Source organism: Pseudomonas sp. DF5 (assembly GCF_058148225.1).
The window spans coordinates 1-17,969 of record NZ_JBYVYM010000001.1; the positions used below are offsets into that span (position 1 = coordinate 1).

Genomic DNA, 17,969 nt, shown 5'->3' on the forward strand with positions numbered 1-17,969 from the left:
CGGACTCATCAGCCAGTCGGTCGAAAGTACCACCTGCATAGCGTGGGTTCACCCTCGCCAACTCAGGGCGCATCTCACCGAGCCAGTCGAAGAAGTCGGTTAGGTGGGTGATGATGTGCGAGGCATCCTGCGGCGATCGTGGAGGCCAGCATAGTCCGCTAACGTCGAGGCCTGTCTCGCGGTCAAACGTCCCGGTGTAGAGGCGTTGAGCGAAGTTCTGGAAAAGTTGGTAAGTGTCGCTCTCTGAGGGATTGACTTGCAGGTATTCGAGGAACATTCGCACCGAGCGTGTCACCTTCTTCATCCACGTCATACTTCGGTCGTGGCTTCTGTAAAGGCAGTAATCGAGCAATGATTCAAGCACACCAGCAGGCGTCAGCAGCGCTGGAAGTTGGGTGTAGGCCCCCGTAGTGTCGGTGTAGACGCGAGACTTGACTGTCACAAACACAAGGCGATCCCTCTCTGCTCACTGTGCAAGTCAAAGCGGCCATTCGTGGCCTTCTTCAACGACCGGATGTGTCTCACTCACCACGATGAGCGTTTTGTTACGATGCTCCAAGCAAAAGCGAGACACGAGATCAGCTTCGACACCAACTGTGGACGTCGTGCCGCCAAGCGCACCAATCCAGACATAGCAGTAAGTATCGAGGCATGCCAGGTAGTAGCCGGTAGGCATAACACTGCTCCAATCGATGAATTACGAGCTTCAAGCAGCCTTATGAGGGCGTTGACGACTACTGCCACGAGTAAGGCAGGCATTACGGCCCATAAGTCAGAGGGCTACGATCAACCTAACTCCTAGCCGCAGTCCTTTCCAATGATGCATATGGCTGAGCGTCGTCTACATACCATGCTAGATCACGGTATGGCTTTCGCATTGGGGAAGTAAAAAAATACCCCTCAGTGAGGGGTATTGAAGTGTTAATAGTCTGAAAGGCCCAAACTATGTATTCCCAAGTGGGGGGAATAACCAAGTGCGGGGCATTTTTTTGGTCGTTCCCACGCTCACCTGCGTGGGAACGATCATCACAGCGCTTATTGAATCTCTTCCGGTTTCACGATCACCCAGTTCTTGTCCGCCGTCACCGCCAGCCCTTCTTTGGCCTGGGCCGCCGCGTGCTTGGCCATCATGCCGTTAATCTGGGTCATGTACTTGTCTTTGCGGTTGACCCACAAATGGATGCCGCCCTTGGACACGTCGACGCTGTGGAACAGCATGTAACCATCGCTGGTCGGGGTATCGCCGCCCACCAGGACCGGTTTCTTCCATTCATCGATGTAGGTCAGGATGGCCGCCTGCTTACCGGACATCCAGGTGGCCGGGGTCCACAGGTACGGAGTCAGTTCCAGGCCCAGGTTAGCCTTCTCGTCATACTTGCCGGCAGTAATCTGCTTGCGTGCCGTGGTCAGCTCGCCAGTCTTGCGGTCCTTGAGCAACGTGGTCACGCCGATCACGTTCTGCGGTTTGACGTTGTAGCCGTACTTCGGATCGGCAGCGACCATGCGCACCAGCTCTTCGGAAGCGGCGGTCATCACGTAGACCTCGATGCCGTTCTCCATCAGCCTGTTGTAGAGCTCTTTCTGACCGGTGAAGATTTTCGGCGGGTTAACGTCGATGGTCTTGACCACGTCGCCATCGTAATAAGTGCTCGGCACCGGTTTGCCGGACGCCATCAGCTCATCGACGTTGGCCTTGAGCTCCTGAAGCGTGAAGCCGGAAAACACTTGGGCGACCCATGGATAGCAAACCATGTCGTCGATTTCGCAGAGGCGATAGTAGTAGCTGAACAGGCTTTCCTTGTGGTCGGCGGTGTCCTTGAACGGCATCAGTTTCAGAGAAGGGTCGAGGCTCTCGCGGGTGATCAGACCCTTGTTTTCCATGAACGGCAGCAAGGACTCTTCGAGGTCGTAGCGGTAACTGGTGTTGTCCATGTCGAACACCGCAAAGTTACCCTTGTTGGCATTGGCCGCGATCATCGCGTCCAGCGCCTTGGCCTGATCCGCTGGCCAGTGCTGCAAATCGGTGGCGAAAACCTGCCCGGCAAGGCCCAGGCTCAACCCCAATCCCAGTGCAGCAGCAAGAAATTTCGGTGCAAGTTTCATCGGCGTTTCTCCCCTGGTTCAAAGAGATCGACGCTAACAAATAAGTGTGACAGTCCTCGCCTGCCCGCGACCGCTTACATCCTGATTCCGCCAGCCGCATTCCTTATAGCGGCATTGGCTTATTCCAAAAACGACAGTCAACCGCTGTTTTTGATATTAATTCATTACATATCAAGCTGTTAGGCTTACCGGTTCGCAGCTGCCCCGGAATGCGGCTGACACAGTTATTGGAGCCTCTATGAATCTGCCGCTGATCCTCAATCTGCTGGTGTTCCTCGCCTTGCTCTTTGGCCTGGCGCAAACCCGTCACACCACCTGGAGCCTGGCCAAAAAAGTGTTGCTGGCACTGGTGCTGGGCGTGGTATTCGGTGTCGCCCTGCACACGATCTATGGTGCGGGCAATCCGGTGCTGAAAGCCTCGATCGGCTGGTTCGATCTGGTGGGCAACGGTTATGTGCAGTTGCTGCAAATGATCGTGATCCCGCTGGTGTTCGCCTCGATCCTCAGTGCCGTGGCCCGTCTGCACAACGCTTCGTCGCTGGGAAAAATCAGCTTCCTGACCATCGGCACGCTGCTGTTCACCACCGCCATCGCGGCGCTGATCGGTATCGGCCTGACCAACCTGTTCGGTCTCACGGCTGAAGGCCTGGTCGCCGGCACCCAAGAAATGGCTCGCCTGCAAACCATCCAGACCGACTATGCGGGCAAGGTCGCCGACCTGAATGTGCCGCAACTGTTGTTGTCGTTCATCCCGCAGAACCCGTTCGCCGACCTCGCTCGCGCCAAACCGACGTCGATTATCAGTGTGGTGATCTTCGCCGCATTCCTTGGGGTCGCGGCGCTGCAACTGCTCAAGGATGATGTCGAGAAAGGTCAGAAAGTGATCAACGCCATCGACACCCTGCAAGCCTGGGTGATGCGCCTGGTGCGCCTGGTGATGAAGCTGACCCCATACGGCGTGTTGGCGCTGATGACCAAAGTGGTCGCCGGCTCCAACCTGCAAGACATCATCAAGCTCGGCAGTTTCGTGGTGGTGTCCTACATCGGCCTGGGCCTGATGTTTGTGGTCCATGGCGTGCTGGTATCGGCCGCCGGGATCAACCCGTTGCGCTTCTTCCGCAAAATCTGGCCGGTGCTGACGTTCGCCTTCACCAGCCGCTCCAGTGCCGCCACCATTCCATTGAGCATCGAAGCCCAGACCAGCCGTTTGGGTATTCCACAGTCCATCGCCAGCTTCGCCGCCTCGTTTGGCGCGACCATTGGCCAGAACGGCTGTGCCGGTCTGTACCCGGCAATGCTGGCGGTGATGGTTGCGCCAACCGTGGGCATCAACCCGCTGGACCCGCTGTGGATCGCGACGTTGGTGGCGATTGTGACGCTGAGTTCGGCCGGGGTGGCCGGGGTCGGTGGCGGTGCAACCTTCGCCGCGCTGATCGTGTTGCCGGCCATGGGCTTGCCGGTGTCACTGGTGGCGTTGCTGATTTCCGTTGAACCGCTGATCGACATGGGTCGCACGGCGTTGAACGTCAGTGGCTCGATCACCGCTGGGGCGATCACCAGCCAGATCATGCAGCAGACGGATAAAGCGCTGTTGGATGCGGATGAGCATGGGGCGTTGGCTCAGGCCTGATTAACTACCTGTTAGATCGCCTTCGCGGGCAAGCCTCGCTCCTACGGAATTGTGTCGATCACCGAATGTGGTTCACCACAACCCTGTAGGAGCGAGCGGTGCGGCGATCCGACTTGCCCGCGAAGCTTTCAGGCCTTCTCCCAAACTTCAAAGCTGTATGCCGGCTTGTCGCCTTCTGCCGGATTCGGAACATTCGACACCAGCTTCCACTGGTTCACATCAAACTCCGGAAACCACGCGTCCCCTTCCGGGCTCAGCGCTACGCGTGTCAGATACAACCGATCCGCCTGCTCCAGACCTTGTGCATATAACTGCGCGCCACCAATCAGCATCAACTCATCGACGCCCTGCTCCCGCGCCCACTCCTCGGCGCGAACCACGGCCGCCTCCAGCGACGGATAAACCTCCGCGCCTTCCAGCTGCAGATCCGCCTGACGACTGACCACGATGTTCAACCGGCCCGGCAGCGGACGACCGAGGGAATCCCAGGTCTTGCGCCCCATGATGATCGGCTTGCCGAGGGTGGTGGCCTTGAAGTATTTGAAGTCCCCCGGCAAGTGCCAGGGCATGCTGTTGTCGACGCCGATCACACGGTTTTCACCGAGGGCTGCGATCAGGCTGAGGGGGAGTGATTTAGTCATGCCGGCGAGGATACCAGAGCCTCCCTTACCCCGATAAGCGTCACAGCGGTTATGCTCATCGCTCAATTAAGCGACGGGATGCCGCGTGACTGAACTGACACCCCTGCAAAACCTCTGGCTGAGCGAAACCATCCGCCTGCGTGAAGAACACGCCGGGCCCCTGGATGATCTGGAAGCCAACCGAGTCGCCCGTAGCGCCGGCGGCGACCTGCCGACGCGCATTCAATGCCGCGCCCGGTGGCTGGCCGAGCGCGACGGGCAGACCCGCGCCCTCAAACACTGGCTGCAAGGCGCGCGACTGGCGTTGATCGTGCTCGCCGTGCTGGCCGTGATCAGTGGCGCCGGCCTGGCGTTTGCCGCGCTGGGCGACGGCCAGACCCCGGTCAATGTGTTCTGGGCCTTGGGCAGCCTGCTGGGGCTGAACCTGATTCTGCTATTGAGCTGGGCTCTGGGCCTGGTGTTCGCCGGCGAACAGGGCGCCGCCCTCGGACGCTTGTGGTTGTGGCTCAGTGAAAAACTCGCCCGCGATGCCAATGCCGCACAACTGGCGCCGGCCCTGCTGCTGTTACTGCAACGGCAGAAACTCAATCGGTGGGCGCTGGGTGTGCTGGTCAACGGCTTGTGGTTGTTGGCGATGCTCAGTGCCTTGGTGATGCTGCTGACGCTGATGGCGACCCGGCGCTATGGCTTCGTCTGGGAGACCACCATCCTCGGCGCCGACACCTTCGTCGCCATGACCCAGGCCCTCGGCGCCCTGCCGGCCTTGCTCGGTTTCAGTGTGCCCAGCGTGGAGATGATCCGCGCCAGCGGCGATGCCGCGCTGAACATCGAAAGCGCCCGCCAGGCCTGGGCGGCGTGGCTGGTGGGCGTGCTGCTGGTGTACGGCGTGTTACCGCGTTTGCTGCTCGCATTGTTCTGCCGGTGGCGCTGGAAAACCGGCCAGGCAGCCTTGCATCTGGACTTGAACCTGCCCGGCTACGCCCAACTGCGCGAACGGCTGATGCCCACCAGCGAACGCCTGGGTATTAGCGATGCCGCGCCTGAGCAACTTCACCGGGTTGAAAACGCGGCCAGCGATCTGCAAAGCGATGGCGCACTGTTGGTGGCCATCGAGCTGGACGATCAACGCCCCTGGCCACCGCAGCTGCCGAAAAGCGTCAACGACGCCGGCATCCTCGATAGCCGCGAATCCCGGCACAAACTGCTTGAACAGCTGAGTCGCTTTCCCCCGGCCCGCCTGGCCATCGCCTGCGATCCACGGCGTTCTCCGGACCGTGGCAGCCTGGCGCTGATTGCCGAACTGGCTCGCAGCGCCACCGCCACCCGCGTGTGGTTGCTGCAAGCGCCGCCCGGCGAAGCGCTGGATGCCGAACGCCTGGGCGACTGGCACGTTGCGCTGCAACAACTGGACCTGCCATTCGCCGATTGTGCGCCGTTGAACTGGCTGGAGACGGGTCATGACTGATACCTGGAAACAGCCGTTGAAACTCGCAGTGGTCGGCCACACCAACGTCGGCAAAACCTCGTTGCTGCGAACGCTGACGCGGGATGTCGGGTTCGGCGAAGTCTCCCATCGCCCCAGCACCACGCGCCATGTCGAGGGTGCGCGCTTATCGGTAGAGGGCGAGCCGTTGCTCGATCTGTTCGACACGCCGGGCCTGGAAGATGCCATCGCCCTGCTCGACTACCTCGAGCGCCTGGAGCGACCCGGTGAACGCCTCGACGGCCCGGCGCGGCTGGCGCGCTTCCTTGAGGGCAGCGAAGCCCGGCAGCGCTTCGAACAGGAAGCCAAGGTGTTGCGGCAATTGCTTGCCTCGGACGCCGGCCTCTATGTGATCGACGCCCGGGAGCCGGTGCTGGCCAAGTACCGCGATGAACTGGAAGTACTGGCCAGTTGCGGCAAACCGCTGCTGCCAGTGCTGAATTTTGTCAGCAGCGCCCAGCATCGCGAACCGGATTGGCGTGAGGCCCTGGCGCGATTGGGCTTGCATGCCTTGGTGCGGTTCGACAGCGTCGCGCCGCCGGAAGATGGCGAACGCCGACTGTATGAAAGCCTCGCGCTGCTGCTCGAAAACTCCCGCGAACAATTGGAACGCCTGATCGCCGATCAGCAGGCCCAACGCTTAGCCCGTCAGAAGAGTGCAGCGCAGCTGATTGCTGATTTATTGATCGATTGCGCCGCCTGCCGCCGCAGTGTGGTCAGCGAGGCGGAGCAGGAGCAGCAAGCGATCAGCGAACTGCGCAAAGCGGTGCGTCAGCGCGAACAACGCTGCGTCGAAGCCTTGCTCAAGCTCTACGCCTTCCGCCCACAGGACGCGGCGGCCAGCGACCTGCCCCTGCTCGATGGCCGCTGGGGCGATGACCTGTTCAACCCGGAAACCCTGAAACAACTCGGTGTACGGGTCGGCGGTGGTATCGCGGCTGGCGCGGCGGCCGGGGCCGGCGTCGATTTGCTGGTGGGCGGCCTGACCCTCGGCGCGGCGGCACTGGCCGGAGCGATTGCCGGCGGCGCTCTGCAAACCGCCCGCAGTTACGGCAGCCGCCTGCTGGGCAAGATCAAAGGCCAGCGAGAACTGACCGTCGACGACAGCGTGTTGCGGCTGTTGGCCTTGCGCCAGCGGCAATTGCTGCAAGCCCTGAACCAGCGCGGGCATGCGGCGATGGACAGCATTCAGGTCGCCACACCACAGGACAAAACCTGGCGCGAAGGCAAACTGCCGGAAGCGTTGAACAAGGCGCGAGCACATCCGCAATGGTCGTCGCTCAATCCTCATTCGAAGCTGAATCAGGCGGAGCGGCAGGAGCAGGTTGAGGTGCTGGCTGAAAAGGTGATTGATAGTTAAGTACGCAGCACACGCAACGCCTTTTCCTTCAACACATCCAGATCAATTACCGGCATCCACATCTGCTTGGCCAACTCATCCCACTGGCGCATCCGCAAACTGACGGCACACAACGGGTCCTGCTCGAAGGCTTCGGCCTCGGCGGCGCTCATCACCCCGCCCTGATACTTCAGCGTGCGCCGACTGGCTTCGCTCAAACGCTCGTAGTACCCGGACTCTTTGAGCGTCAGATAACGCTTGGCCTCCACGTGATATTCCACCAACCGCGCCATGCGTTCGCTGAAGCCGGCCCGACGCAAATAATCAGCGCCCAAACGCTCATGGCTGACCGCGCCGAAGCCACCCATGCTCTCGGCCCCCTCGGCACAGAGATGCCCAATGTCGTGAAAGAACGCCGCCAGCACCACTTCATCATCGAAGCCCTCGGCCATCGCCAGCTCGGCTGCTTGCGACATGTGCTCGATCTGCGACACCGGTTCGCCGATGTAGTCGTTGTCGCCAAACCGCTCGTACAGACCGAACACCTCGACGATCACTTGCTGATGGCGGTCCATCAACCGTCTCCCAATAAGCTGGCGACATTACGCTCAGCCAGCGCCGGCCCGACGCTCATGCCGACACCGGTGTGCATCAGCGCCACGCTCACCCCCGGCATCGGCCGCAGAAAGGAGAACGGCCCCGGCCCGCGTGAACCGTAAACACCCTGCCAGCGCTCGACCACTTGCACCTTGCAACCCAGGGTTTGTTCGGCCAGTTCGAGCATCCAGTCGTCCACCTGCTCGGCATTGAACGGCGACGGATCGCTGCCGTAATGGTGGGAGTCGCCGATGATCAACTCACCGTACGGTGTCGGGCTGATCAGCAGGTGAATGCCGTTTTCATGCAGATGAGGCGCCTCGTGCAGAATCTGAGCCTGTACCGCGGCCGCTTCCGGCAAATCGGCGAAAGCGCCGTAGTGCACGCAACTCAGACCGGTGAGCAGTGCGTGTTGCAGGTTGAGGTTGATCCGTGGCCGGGCGCGGAGCATTTGCAGGCGGCAGATTTGCGGGTTGAGTTCGGCAATCGGCTCGGCCAGCAAGGTTTGATAATCGTGACCGGAGCAAACGATGATCTGCTCGGCGCTGAAGGTGCCGGCAGTGCTGTGCAAGCGGCCCGGCTCAATGTTGCGCACCAGGGTGGAAAAGTGAAACTCGACGCCCAACTCGCGGCGCAGGTAGTCGATCAATGCCGGAATCGCCTCGCGGGAATACAACTGTTGGTCGTCCATGCCGTGCAACGCGGCGCGGTGATGGCTGAACTGACCGCCGTATAAATCCCGCAACGCTGAACCACGCAGCAGCTCGACACGGTAACCGTGCTCTACGGCACGCCCCGCGCAGAAGGCTTCCAGCAGATGTTCTTCCGCTTCGGTACGCGCGAACAAGTACGAGCCGTTACGCTTGAGGTGCAGGCCGGCCAGTTCTGCCCATTGGCCCCAGATGTCGCGGCTGGCCTTGGCCAGTTCCAGCATTGGTCCCGGCGGTTGGCCGGTGACCAGTGCCTGGCCGAAGTTGCGCACCGAAGCGCCCAATGGCGTGGCGCTGCGCTCGAAGACTTTGACCTTGAGACCGCGTCTGGCGGCGGCATAGGCGTGGGACAGGCCGAGAATGCCGGCGCCGACGATCAGCATGTCGCTGTGGTGTGTCATTAAGATAATCCCGCTTTTTGTGGCGAGGGAGCTTGCTCCCGCTGGGGCGCGTAGCGGCCCCCCCTCTCTATCTGAAAAGAAGGGGCCTGCTGCGCAGTCCAGCGGGAGCAAGCTCCCTCGCCACAAGGTGTGAGTCCGTTACTTGGCAGCCACTTTCTCGGACTTGCCGTCATAGCGCTTGCGCCATTCAGTCAGGATCTCGTCGCGATTCTTCGAGGCCCAGGCAAAGTCGTTCTTGATCAGGCGCTGTTCATAGTCCGCCGGCAATTCGGTCTGCGGCTTGGCGATACCCGGTTGCGCGAGCACCGCGAAGTTCTCTTTATAGAGCTCCATCGCCGCCGGGCTTGCGGAGAAGTCGGCCAGTTTCTTCGCTGCTTCTTCATGCGCGGTGCCTTTGATCACGGCAGTCGCTTCGATCTCCCAGCCCAGGCCTTCTTTCGGCAGGATGATGTCCAGCGGCGCGCCTTGGCGCTTCAACTGAACAGCCGGGTATTCGAAGGAAATACCGATCGGGAACTCACCGGCCGCGGCGAGTTTGCACGGCTTGGAACCGGAGTGAACGTACTGACCGATGTTCTGGTGCAGGTCGTCCATGTACTGCCAGCCCTGCTTCTCGCCGAAGGTTTGCAGCCAGGCGCTGACGTCGAGGAAACCGGTGCCGGACGAGGCGGGGTTGGGCATGACGATCTTGCCTTTGTACTCAGGCTTGGTCAGGTCCTGCCAGCTGACCGGTTTGCTCAGCCCCTGCTTTTCGGCTTCGACGGTGTTGAAGCAAATGGTTGCTGCCCACACATCCATGCCGACCCAGGCCGGTGGGTTGGCGGCGTCGCGGTAGTTGCCGCCGATTTTGCCCAGATCCTTCGGCGCGTAGCTTTGCAGCATGCCTTGCTGATCGAGGATCGCCAGGCTCGACGCCGCCAGGCCCCACACCGCATCGGCTTGCGGACGGGCTTTTTCGGCCAGCAGTTTGGCGGTGATGATGCCGGTGGAATCGCGCACCCATTTGATCTCGACGTCCGGGTTGGCCTTTTCGAAAGCCTCTTTGTAGGTCTTCAGTTGTTCGGCTTCGAGGGCGGTGTACACCGTCAACTCGGTTTTCGCAGCGAAGGCGTTCAGGCTGAAAGCGGTGAGGACAGCAGCGGCCAGGGCCAAGGGCTTGAACATGGTGCAATTCCTGTGTGAGTTGAAGGTGTGAATCAAAGACCGGGCGCGGTCTGCCGCCAGGCCTGGGAGCGGTGCAATAAACCGCGCGAGGCCCAGGCCAGCAGCAGGGACACGCCCGCCGAGGTGAATAGAATCAGGGTCGACATCGCCGCCGCACCGCCGACGTTGCCGGCGTCGTCCATGTTCAGCACCGCGACCGCCGCGAGGATGGTGTCGGGGCTGTAGAGGAAGATTGCCGCCGAAACGGTGGTCATGGCCGAGACGAACAGGTAGCGCACGATGTCCAGCAACGCCGGCAGGCAGATCGGCACGGTGACTCGCAGGTAATGCCGATACAGCGGCGCCTTGAGCGACAGCGCGGCGGCTTCGAACTCGGCGTCGAGCTGGCGCAGCGCGGTGGTGGCGGTCATTTGCGCGGTGGTCAAATAGTGAGCAATGGTGCAAACCACCAGCAGCGTCATGCTGCCGTAGAGCACATGCAGCGGATTGCCGCTGAGGTTGAAGAAGAAGACGTAACCCAGGCCCAGCACCAGACCCGGCACCGCCATCGGTACGAAACTGAGCATGCGCAGGGTCAGATTCAGGCCGCGCTGGCCACGGGTTTTCTCCATCAGGTAGGCACCGGTGAAGATCAGCACGCTGCCGATCAACGCCGTGCACAGCGCCATCTTCACGCTGTTGCCGTAGGCCAGCCAGCCACCGCCCGCGGTGTCGTTGAACTGGTAATGGTTGAGCGACAGCGACAGGTTGTACGGCCAGAACTTCACCAGCGACGAGTACACCGCCATGCCGAACACCAGCAGCAACACCGCGCAGATCAGCAACACGATGGCCAGATAACAACTGTCGCGCAGCCTCGACGGCGCCGGTTGAAACACTTGCGCCCGACCACTCATGGAATCGCCATGACGCCGACGCAGCCAGGCGTCGACACCAAAGCTGAACAGCGCCGGCAGCAACAGGACCATGCCGATCAGTGCGCCGCGACCGAATTGTTGCTGACCGACCACCGCTTTGTAGGCTTCCAGCGCCAATACCTGATAGTCGCCACCGACCACCACGGGCACACCGAAGTCGGTGATGGTCAGGGTGAACACCAGACAGAACGCCGCGAATACCGCCTGACGCGTCGCCGGCCAAGTGATGCTGCGAAAGGCTTTCGCCGGGCTCGCGCCCATGCTGGAGGCGGCATCGAACAGTCGCGCATCCGCCAGGGACAGCGCTGACAGCAAAATCATCAGGGCGTGTGGGAAGGTGTAGATGACCTCGCCGAGCACAATGCCCCAGAAACCGTAGATGTTGTCCGAGAGCAGACCGCGCAACAGGCCCTGATTGCCGAACAGATAAACCAACGCAATCCCCGGCAACATTGACGGCGCCATCAACGGCAGCAGCGACATGCCGCGCCAGATACCTTTGCCAGGAATCAACGTGCGTTGCAGGGCGTAGGCAAACAGGTAGGCCAACGGTACGACAATCGCCGCCACGCTGAGGGAAACCTTCAGGCTGTTACCGAGCAACCAATGGAAATTCGCGCTGGTCAGCAATTCACCGGCAGCCACCAGACCACCGCCCTGCCCGGCCTGCGAACTGAACCCGCGCCAGAAGATCGCCAGTAACGGCATCAACACTGCCACACAGAGCAACACCAACAACAGCAGCTTGCCGCCGACCACGAACAGCCGGTCGCCGATCTCGGCACGGGAGGCCTGCCGAACCTGCTTGTGCGGTATCGGCAGCGCGACATTCGCGTTCATCAGGCAAACACCTGCAGGCTGCGCGGCGGCAAGGCGACCATGATCTGCTGCGCGCCGAGACGCGGCATCGCTTCCGGCGCCAGTTCCGCCAGCAATGCATGACCCGGCAGCTGATCGAGTTCGAAACTCATGCGGCAACGATTGCCGAGGAAAGTGATCTCGCGAATCTTGGCCGGGAACAGGTTTTCTTCATGCACCAGCGGGTTGACGTTGATCGCCTCGGGACGGCAGAACAAACGGCCCGACGCGGTTTTCGCACTACCATCGGCCAGGCGCATGTGCATCCCGCCGACCAGGGCATGACTATCGCTGCTACGGCGGAACGGCAGCCAGTTGCCCTGACCGACGAACTCCGCCACAAACGGTGTGGCCGGGCGGTCGTAGATGTCCTGCGGTGTGGCGTACTGCTCGACCTTGCCGTTGTTCATCACGGCGATGCGGTCGGCCATCAGCATGGCCTCGTCCTGATTGTGGGTGACCATCAGGGTGGTGATGCCGAGGTTGCGCTGCAGTTGGCGCAACTCGGTGCACAGATGCTCGCGGACCCGGGCGTCGAGCGCCGACATTGGTTCGTCCAGCAACAACAAGGAAGGAGCCGGCGCCAGGGCCCGGGCCATCGCTACGCGTTGCTGCTGACCGCCGGACAACTGGCCGGGGTATTTTTTCTCACTGCCGGTGAGGCCGACCAGCTCCAGCATCTGACCGACACGCTGGCGCACTTGATCGCGACCGCTGCCGGCGAGGCCGTAGGCGATGTTCGCTTCGACGGTAAGGTTGGGGAACAGCGCGTAGGACTGGAAGAGAATGCCGTAGTCCCGGGCCTGAGGCGCCAGGTGGGAAACGTCGCGATCACCGAGGTATAACTCGCCGCTGTCTTGTTTCTCCAGACCCGCGATACAGCGCAGCAAGGTGGTTTTGCCACAGCCCGACGGCCCCAGCAAACACACCAGTTCACCGGCTGCCACGTCGAGGGAAACGTTATCCAGCGCGGTGAACGCACCGAAACGTTTCTGCACGCCGCGCACTTTCATCGGCGCGCCGGGGTTGGTCAGGGCAGTTGCGATCGAGTGGTTCATGGACAGGCCTCATCAAGCAGATGAGGGTCATCCTAGGTTTGCAATGCGTCCGTCATGTGGCAACGAGGCAAAAACGGCCGATAGTGGTATTCAAGGATTTGGGTTGAAGGTTCAAGTCATGCGCTGGTTGATCCGACGCCTTCGCGGGCAAGCCTCGCTCCTACAGATGACCGCGTCCCCCTGTAGGAGCGAGGCTTGCCCGCGAAGAGGCCTTCACATTCACCGCAACTCTCAAGCCGGGGCCATTTCCTGCGCCAACCCCAGAAATGCCGCCGGCAGCCGGGCGCCTTTTCGTTCCTTGAGGCAGTACAGGTACTCAGGAATCTGCGGCGCATTCTCGAGGGTCAACACCCGCAATTGCGGATCGTGCGGCACCTCCTGCCGGGCGATGATGCTGATGCCGATGTTGCGCAGCACCGCTTCACGGATCGACTCGCGGCTGCCAATCTCCAGCAGTGGCCCGCAACTCACCCCGGCACTGGCCAGCAACTCTTCGGTCAAGCGCCGAGTGGTCGAGCCCGACTCGCGCATCAACAAGGTATGCCCAGCCAGCGCGCTGAGGGGCACATGGTCATGCACCGCCAGCGGATGATTACGATGCACCGCCAACACCAGCGGATCGCTGCCGAGCACCCGGCGAATCAACCGCGCATCGTCGAGCAACTGCGAGGACGCGGCGACATCGACCCGGTAATCCTCCAGCGCTTCAAGCACCTGCTGGGAGTTGCCGATTTCCACCGACACCTCCACCTGCGGCAAGCGCTCGCGAAAGGTTTTCACCAGATCGAGGATGTAATACGGCGCCGTGGCGGCGATGCGCAACGTGCCCTGGACCTGACCGCTGTTACGCAGGAAGAACTCGATATCGGCTTCCTGCTGCAGCAGTGCCTTGACCATCGGCAACAGCCGCGCACCTTCGTCGCTGACGCTGAGGCGGCGGCCGCCACGGTAGAACAGCTCAACCGAATACTGGCTTTCCAGGTGCCGGATCTGGGTCGTCACCGTCGGTTGGCTCAGGCCGAGCTTTTTCGCCGCCAGGGTAATGCTGCCCAGCCGGGCCACCATGTAAAACGCCTTCAGCTCGGCACTCAGCACACCCGTCCCTCATCGTCTATTTGCGCAACAGGCGCAAACCGTTGAACACCACCAACAGGCTCACGCCCATGTCGGCGAACACCGCCATCCACATGGTGGCGATCCCGGCGAAGGTTACCCCAAGAAAGATCGCTTTGATGACCAATGCCAGGGCAATGTTCTGTTTGAGGATGTTCGAGGTCTGCCGCGACAGGCGGATGAAGGCCGGGATCTTGCGCAGATCATCGTCCATCAGGGCGACATCGGCGGTTTCGATGGCGGTGTCGGTCCCGGCGGCCGCCATGGCGAAACCGATCTCGGCCCGCGCCAGTGCAGGAGCGTCGTTGATGCCGTCGCCGACCATTCCCACGCGATAGCCCTGGGCATACAGCGTTTCGATGGCCTGCAGCTTCTCGCTCGGCAACAGATCGCCTTGCGCCTGATCGATGCCCACATGGGCGGCGATGACCTCGGCGGTGTGAACGTTGTCACCGGTCAGCATCAGGGTTTTGATGCCCAGTTCATGCAATTGCTGGATCGCCTCGCGACTGGTCGCTTTCACGGTGTCCGCGACGGCAAACAAGGCCAGCGGACCCGACTTGTCGAGCAACAGCACCACCGACTTGCCCTGTTTCTCCAGAGCAAACAGTTTTTCTTCCAGCACTGGAGAACACAGGCCCAAGTCTTCCACCAGTCGATGGTTGCCCAGGTGATAGAGCTCACCATTGATCTCACCGCGTACTCCACGCCCCGCCAAGGCTTCGAAGTTATCCACAGTCAGCGGCGCGCGCTGGTTATCCACAACTGCCGCGTTGGCGATGGCCAACGACACCGGGTGATCCGAGCGACCGGCCAGTGCCGCCGCAATGGCCGGGGCTGTTTGATCGGCGGTCGGGTCGAGGGACAAATAGTCGGTCTGCACCGGTTTGCCATGCGTGAGGGTGCCGGTCTTGTCGAGGGCCAGGTAATCGAGTTTGTAGCCGTGCTCCAGATAAACGCCGCCCTTGACCAGAATCCCTTTGCGCGCCGCTGCCGCGAGGCCGCTGACGATGGTCACCGGAGTGGAAATCACTAAGGCGCATGGGCAGGCGACCACCAGCAACACCAGCGCCCGATAGATCCAGTCGAACCACAGCGCGTCCATGAACAGCGGCGGGATCACCGCCACGGCGAGGGCCAGGATGAACACCGCCGGTGTGTAGATTTTCGAAAAGCTGTCGACGAAACGCTGGGTCGGCGCCCGCGCGCCCTGGGCCTGTTCGACGGCGTGGATGATCCGCGCGAGGGTCGAGTGATCGGCCGCTGCGGTCACGGTGTACTCCAGTGAACCGGACTGGTTGATGGTGCCGGCAAACACCTTGTCGCCAACGGTTTTCTCCACCGGCAGGCTTTCACCGGTAATCGGTGCCTGATCGATAGTCGAGCTGCCGGACACCACTTCGCCGTCCAGACCGATCCGCTCACCGGGACGCACTCGCACCCGCGCACCCAGCTCGATGCTTTTCACCGGTTGTGCGACCCAACTGCCATCGGCTTGCTGCACCGTGGCTTGCTCGGGCGCCATCTGCATCAGTCCGCCGATGGCGTTGCGCGCCCGGTCCAAGGACCTGGCTTCGATCAACTCGGCGACGGTGAACAGGAACATCACCATCGCCGCTTCCGGCCACTGGCCGATCAGGACCGCACCGGTCACCGCGATGCTCATCAGCGCGTTGATGTTCAGGTTGAGGTTTTTCAGGGCGATCCAGCCCTTTTTATAGGTACCCAGGCCGCCACTGAGAATTGAGATCAGCGCAATCACCGCCACCACCCAATTGGGCGCAGCGTTAGTGAAGTGGATAACTTCAGCCGCCAGCGCGCCAACACCGGACAGCGCCAATGGCCACCAAGGTTTTTTCTCTGGCACAGGTATTGGCGCTTCGACGCCTTGTTCCAACGGCTCGGCGTGCATGCCGAGTGACTTGATCGCCTCTATGATCGGCGCGTTGGTTGGCAGGTCATGGGTTACGCCCAGCACCCGGTTGATCAGGTTGAACTCCAGTTGCTGCACGCCCGCAAGCTTGCCGAGTTTGTTCTGGATCAGCGTCTGCTCGGTCGGGCAGTCCATGGCTTCGATGCGGAAGCTGCTCAGCCGCGCGCCGGCGGTCGGTGTCTCGCTCAACTTGATCAGCGATGGCGCCGCTTTGGAGGAACAGCAGGAATCGCCGTGGCCGCCATGATCATGGCTACCATGGACATGCTGGGGCACAGGCTGCAGTTTGTGGCTGTGATCGTGATCGTGATCGTGATCGTGATCAGCCTCGGGTTTGTGGGTGTGAAGAGAATCGCTCATTGGTCGCGTCCATGAAGGTGCCTGTTGCCAAGTAAAGACCCTGTAGCCACTATAGGGTCAAGCACCCTTTTGGAGATTGACGCGATGAAAATAGGAGAACTGGCGAAACTCACCGACTGCGCGGTGGAAACCATCCGCTACTACGAGCGCGAAAACCTGCTGCCGGAACCGGCCCGCAGCGACGGCAATTATCGCGTCTACACCCAGGCCCACGCCGAACGCCTGACTTTCATCCGCAATTGCCGCACCCTCGACATGACGCTCGAGGAAATCCGCAGCCTGTTGGCCCTGCGCGACAGCCCGCAGGATCAATGCGAAAACGTCAACGCGTTGATCGACGAACATATCCATCATGTGAAGGCACGAATCGACGGTTTGCTGGCCTTGCAGACACAACTGCTCGACCTGCGCCAACGCTGCAGCGAAGGGCCGGATATCGATCAGTGCGGGATTTTGCAGCGGCTGGAGGTGAGTGGCGGGGTTGTGGCGACGGAGGTCGAGCATTCCCATGTTGGCCGAAGCCACGGGCATTAAGAATGCCTTCGCGGGCAAGCCTCGCTCCTACAGGTATCGTGTGAACCTGTAGGAGCGAGGCTTGCCCGCGAACACCGCGAAGCGGTGCCAGACTCAGACCGCCATCGGCGCCGTCATCGGAGCGTGGTGCTCGTAGCCTTCGAGCGAGAAATCACTCGGTTCGATCAGCTCCAGCCATTCCGGCTGATACACACCGGTCTTGGCAAACTCCGGCACACGGTCGGAGATCTTCAGCTTCGGCAGGGCGAACGGCTCGCGCTTGAGCTGTTCGTTGAGCATGTCCAGGTGGTTTTCGTAGACGTGGGCGTCACCGATGAAATAGGTGAACCAGCGCGGCGTGTAACCGGTCAGGCGACCGATCAGGCTCAGCAGCGCGGCGCCTTCGGTGAGGTTGAACGGCGTGCCCAGGCCCAGGTCGTTGGAGCGGATGTAGAGGGTCAGGGAGATTTCCCTGGTCTCGACATTCGGGTGGAACTGGTACAGCAAGTGGCACGGCGGCAGGGCCATCTCATCGAGCTGCGCAACGTTCCAGCCGTGGAACAGAATGCGACGGCTGCCTGGGTCCTTGATGATGGTGTCGACGCACTGGCGGATCTGGTCGATCGCCTTGTACAGCACCACATACGCCTGGCCGTCTTCTTCGCCTTCGGCGATCTGCCGATAACCCTGGCTCAGGGTCTGCTCGATGGCGGCCTGGTTGCTGACCGGTATCTGCTTGTACGCCGGCCATTTGCGCCATTGCACGCCGTAGATCTCGCCGAGGTCGTCTTCGCCCTGACGGAACGGGTTGGCCAGCCACTGGGCGTTTTCGTTGGCGTTCTGGTCCCAGACCTTGCAACCCAGTGCACGGAATTCAGCGGCGTTGTTCACCCCGCGCAGAAAACCGCACATCTCGCCGATGGCCGACTTGAAGGCCATCTTGCGGGTGGTGATCGCCGGGAAACCTTCCTGCAAATCGAAGCGCAGCATCGCACCCGGAAAGCTGATGGTGTTCACGCCGGTGCGGTTGGCCTGTTTGGTGCCGTTCTTGATGACGTGGGCGACCAGATCGAGATATTGCTTCATGAATTACCTGTGTCCTTGAACCCGGAGCCGTCGCCCCGGGGTTCGAATTTTTTGCGCCTGCTT

At 61.3% G+C, this 17,969-nt stretch carries 15 protein-coding genes and 1 pseudogene; 4 read left to right on the top strand and 12 right to left on the bottom strand.

Features of this window, described 5'->3' with window-relative positions; genetic code table 11:
- The 3 genes and pseudogenes from AC30D7_RS00005 to AC30D7_RS00015 all read right to left on the bottom strand — a co-directional run.
- Positions 1 to 448: pseudogene (locus tag AC30D7_RS00005) on the bottom strand (gamma-mobile-trio recombinase GmtY); the annotation flags it as partial.
- A 30-nt stretch (positions 449 to 478) separates the two neighbouring features.
- On the bottom strand, positions 479 to 676 hold the full coding sequence (locus AC30D7_RS00010; protein ID WP_490132581.1) for a hypothetical protein: 198 nt from the start codon (positions 674 to 676) through the stop codon (positions 479 to 481).
- Positions 677 to 1,035: 359 nt separating this feature from the next.
- On the bottom strand, positions 1,036 to 2,103 hold the full coding sequence (locus AC30D7_RS00015; protein WP_490132582.1) for an HAD family hydrolase: 1,068 nt from the start codon (positions 2,101 to 2,103) through the stop codon (positions 1,036 to 1,038).
- 238 nt (positions 2,104 to 2,341) lie between these two features.
- On the opposite strand from AC30D7_RS00015, the gene AC30D7_RS00020 reads away from it, so the two are divergent.
- Positions 2,342 to 3,733: an L-cystine transporter gene (locus AC30D7_RS00020; RefSeq protein WP_028939090.1), complete on the top strand. Its 1,392-nt coding sequence runs from the start codon at positions 2,342 to 2,344 to the stop codon at positions 3,731 to 3,733.
- 128 nt (positions 3,734 to 3,861) lie between these two features.
- On the opposite strand, the gene AC30D7_RS00025 is transcribed toward AC30D7_RS00020, so the two are convergent.
- Positions 3,862 to 4,374, bottom strand: coding sequence for a dihydrofolate reductase (locus AC30D7_RS00025; RefSeq protein WP_490132583.1), 513 nt, complete (start codon positions 4,372 to 4,374; stop codon positions 3,862 to 3,864).
- 85 nt (positions 4,375 to 4,459) lie between these two features.
- Here AC30D7_RS00025 and AC30D7_RS00030 point away from each other — a divergent pair, with 85 nt between their 5' ends.
- Together AC30D7_RS00030 and AC30D7_RS00035 are read left to right on the top strand one after the other, a co-directional pair.
- The gene (locus AC30D7_RS00030) at positions 4,460 to 5,839 is read left to right on the top strand and encodes a DUF2868 domain-containing protein (protein WP_490132584.1); all 1,380 of its coding nucleotides are present in this window, start codon (positions 4,460 to 4,462) and stop codon (positions 5,837 to 5,839) included.
- Entirely contained in the window at positions 5,832 to 7,217 is a 1,386-nt protein-coding gene (locus AC30D7_RS00035; RefSeq protein WP_490132585.1) for a GTPase/DUF3482 domain-containing protein, read from the top strand. The genes AC30D7_RS00030 and AC30D7_RS00035 overlap by 8 nt, the downstream gene beginning before the upstream one ends.
- On the opposite strand, the gene AC30D7_RS00040 is transcribed toward AC30D7_RS00035, so the two are convergent.
- The 7 genes from AC30D7_RS00040 to AC30D7_RS00070 all read right to left on the bottom strand — a co-directional run bounded on the left by AC30D7_RS00040 (position 7,214) and on the right by AC30D7_RS00070 (position 16,307).
- A complete protein-coding gene (locus AC30D7_RS00040) occupies positions 7,214 to 7,771 on the bottom strand; it encodes a phosphonate degradation HD-domain oxygenase (RefSeq protein WP_490132586.1) in 558 nt (185 codons plus the stop codon). The two genes, AC30D7_RS00035 and AC30D7_RS00040, sit on opposite strands and share 4 nt — an antisense overlap.
- Complete coding sequence (locus AC30D7_RS00045; protein ID WP_490132587.1) at positions 7,771 to 8,904, bottom strand: TIGR03364 family FAD-dependent oxidoreductase; 1,134 nt, start codon at positions 8,902 to 8,904, stop codon at positions 7,771 to 7,773. The genes AC30D7_RS00040 and AC30D7_RS00045 overlap by 1 nt, the downstream gene beginning before the upstream one ends.
- 138 nt (positions 8,905 to 9,042) lie before the next feature.
- Entirely contained in the window at positions 9,043 to 10,068 is a 1,026-nt protein-coding gene (locus AC30D7_RS00050; protein ID WP_064620991.1) for a putative 2-aminoethylphosphonate ABC transporter substrate-binding protein, read from the bottom strand.
- A 32-nt stretch (positions 10,069 to 10,100) separates the two neighbouring features.
- Positions 10,101 to 11,825 (bottom strand): putative 2-aminoethylphosphonate ABC transporter permease subunit, encoded by a 1,725-nt coding sequence (locus tag AC30D7_RS00055; protein ID WP_490132588.1) that lies wholly within the window; start codon positions 11,823 to 11,825, stop codon positions 10,101 to 10,103.
- A complete protein-coding gene (locus tag AC30D7_RS00060; protein ID WP_490132589.1) occupies positions 11,825 to 12,901 on the bottom strand; it encodes a putative 2-aminoethylphosphonate ABC transporter ATP-binding protein in 1,077 nt (358 codons plus the stop codon). Before AC30D7_RS00060 ends, AC30D7_RS00055 begins: the two co-directional genes overlap by 1 nt.
- A 231-nt stretch (positions 12,902 to 13,132) precedes the next feature.
- Entirely contained in the window at positions 13,133 to 13,996 is an 864-nt protein-coding gene (locus AC30D7_RS00065; RefSeq protein ID WP_490132590.1) for a LysR family transcriptional regulator, read from the bottom strand.
- A 16-nt stretch (positions 13,997 to 14,012) separates the two neighbouring features.
- Positions 14,013 to 16,307, bottom strand: coding sequence for a heavy metal translocating P-type ATPase (locus AC30D7_RS00070; RefSeq protein WP_490132591.1), 2,295 nt, complete (start codon positions 16,305 to 16,307; stop codon positions 14,013 to 14,015).
- 84 nt (positions 16,308 to 16,391) lie between these two features.
- On the opposite strand from AC30D7_RS00070, the gene cadR reads away from it, so the two are divergent.
- On the top strand, positions 16,392 to 16,841 hold the full coding sequence (gene cadR, locus AC30D7_RS00075) for a Cd(II)/Pb(II)-responsive transcriptional regulator (protein ID WP_007897786.1): 450 nt from the start codon (positions 16,392 to 16,394) through the stop codon (positions 16,839 to 16,841).
- Positions 16,842 to 16,934: 93 nt separating this feature from the next.
- Here the strand turns inward: cadR and AC30D7_RS00080 are convergent, their stop codons facing one another.
- Positions 16,935 to 17,906, bottom strand: coding sequence for a thymidylate synthase (locus AC30D7_RS00080; RefSeq protein WP_490132592.1), 972 nt, complete (start codon positions 17,904 to 17,906; stop codon positions 16,935 to 16,937).
- Positions 17,907 to 17,969: the final 63 nt, after the last annotated feature.

Excerpts from the sequence above, each read along its gene's own strand:
- AC30D7_RS00080 (WP_490132592.1), bottom strand. The coding sequence starts at position 17,906 with ATGAAGCAATATCTCGATCTGGTCGCCCACGTCATCAAGAACGGCACC.
- AC30D7_RS00025 (WP_490132583.1), bottom strand. The coding sequence starts at position 4,374 with ATGACTAAATCACTCCCCCTCAGCCTGATCGCAGCCCTCGGTGAAAAC.
- AC30D7_RS00060 (WP_490132589.1), bottom strand. The coding sequence starts at position 12,901 with ATGAACCACTCGATCGCAACTGCCCTGACCAACCCCGGCGCGCCGATG.
- AC30D7_RS00070 (WP_490132591.1), bottom strand. The coding sequence starts at position 16,307 with ATGAGCGATTCTCTTCACACCCACAAACCCGAGGCTGATCACGATCAC.
- AC30D7_RS00055 (WP_490132588.1), bottom strand. The coding sequence starts at position 11,825 with ATGAACGCGAATGTCGCGCTGCCGATACCGCACAAGCAGGTTCGGCAG.
- AC30D7_RS00050 (WP_064620991.1), bottom strand. The coding sequence starts at position 10,068 with ATGTTCAAGCCCTTGGCCCTGGCCGCTGCTGTCCTCACCGCTTTCAGC.
- AC30D7_RS00040 (WP_490132586.1), bottom strand. The coding sequence starts at position 7,771 with ATGGACCGCCATCAGCAAGTGATCGTCGAGGTGTTCGGTCTGTACGAG.
- AC30D7_RS00010 (WP_490132581.1), bottom strand. The coding sequence starts at position 676 with ATGCCTACCGGCTACTACCTGGCATGCCTCGATACTTACTGCTATGTC.
- AC30D7_RS00045 (WP_490132587.1), bottom strand. The coding sequence starts at position 8,904 with ATGACACACCACAGCGACATGCTGATCGTCGGCGCCGGCATTCTCGGC.
- AC30D7_RS00020 (WP_028939090.1), top strand. The coding sequence starts at position 2,342 with ATGAATCTGCCGCTGATCCTCAATCTGCTGGTGTTCCTCGCCTTGCTC.
- AC30D7_RS00015 (WP_490132582.1), bottom strand. The coding sequence starts at position 2,103 with ATGAAACTTGCACCGAAATTTCTTGCTGCTGCACTGGGATTGGGGTTG.
- AC30D7_RS00035 (WP_490132585.1), top strand. The coding sequence starts at position 5,832 with ATGACTGATACCTGGAAACAGCCGTTGAAACTCGCAGTGGTCGGCCAC.
- cadR (WP_007897786.1), top strand. The coding sequence starts at position 16,392 with ATGAAAATAGGAGAACTGGCGAAACTCACCGACTGCGCGGTGGAAACC.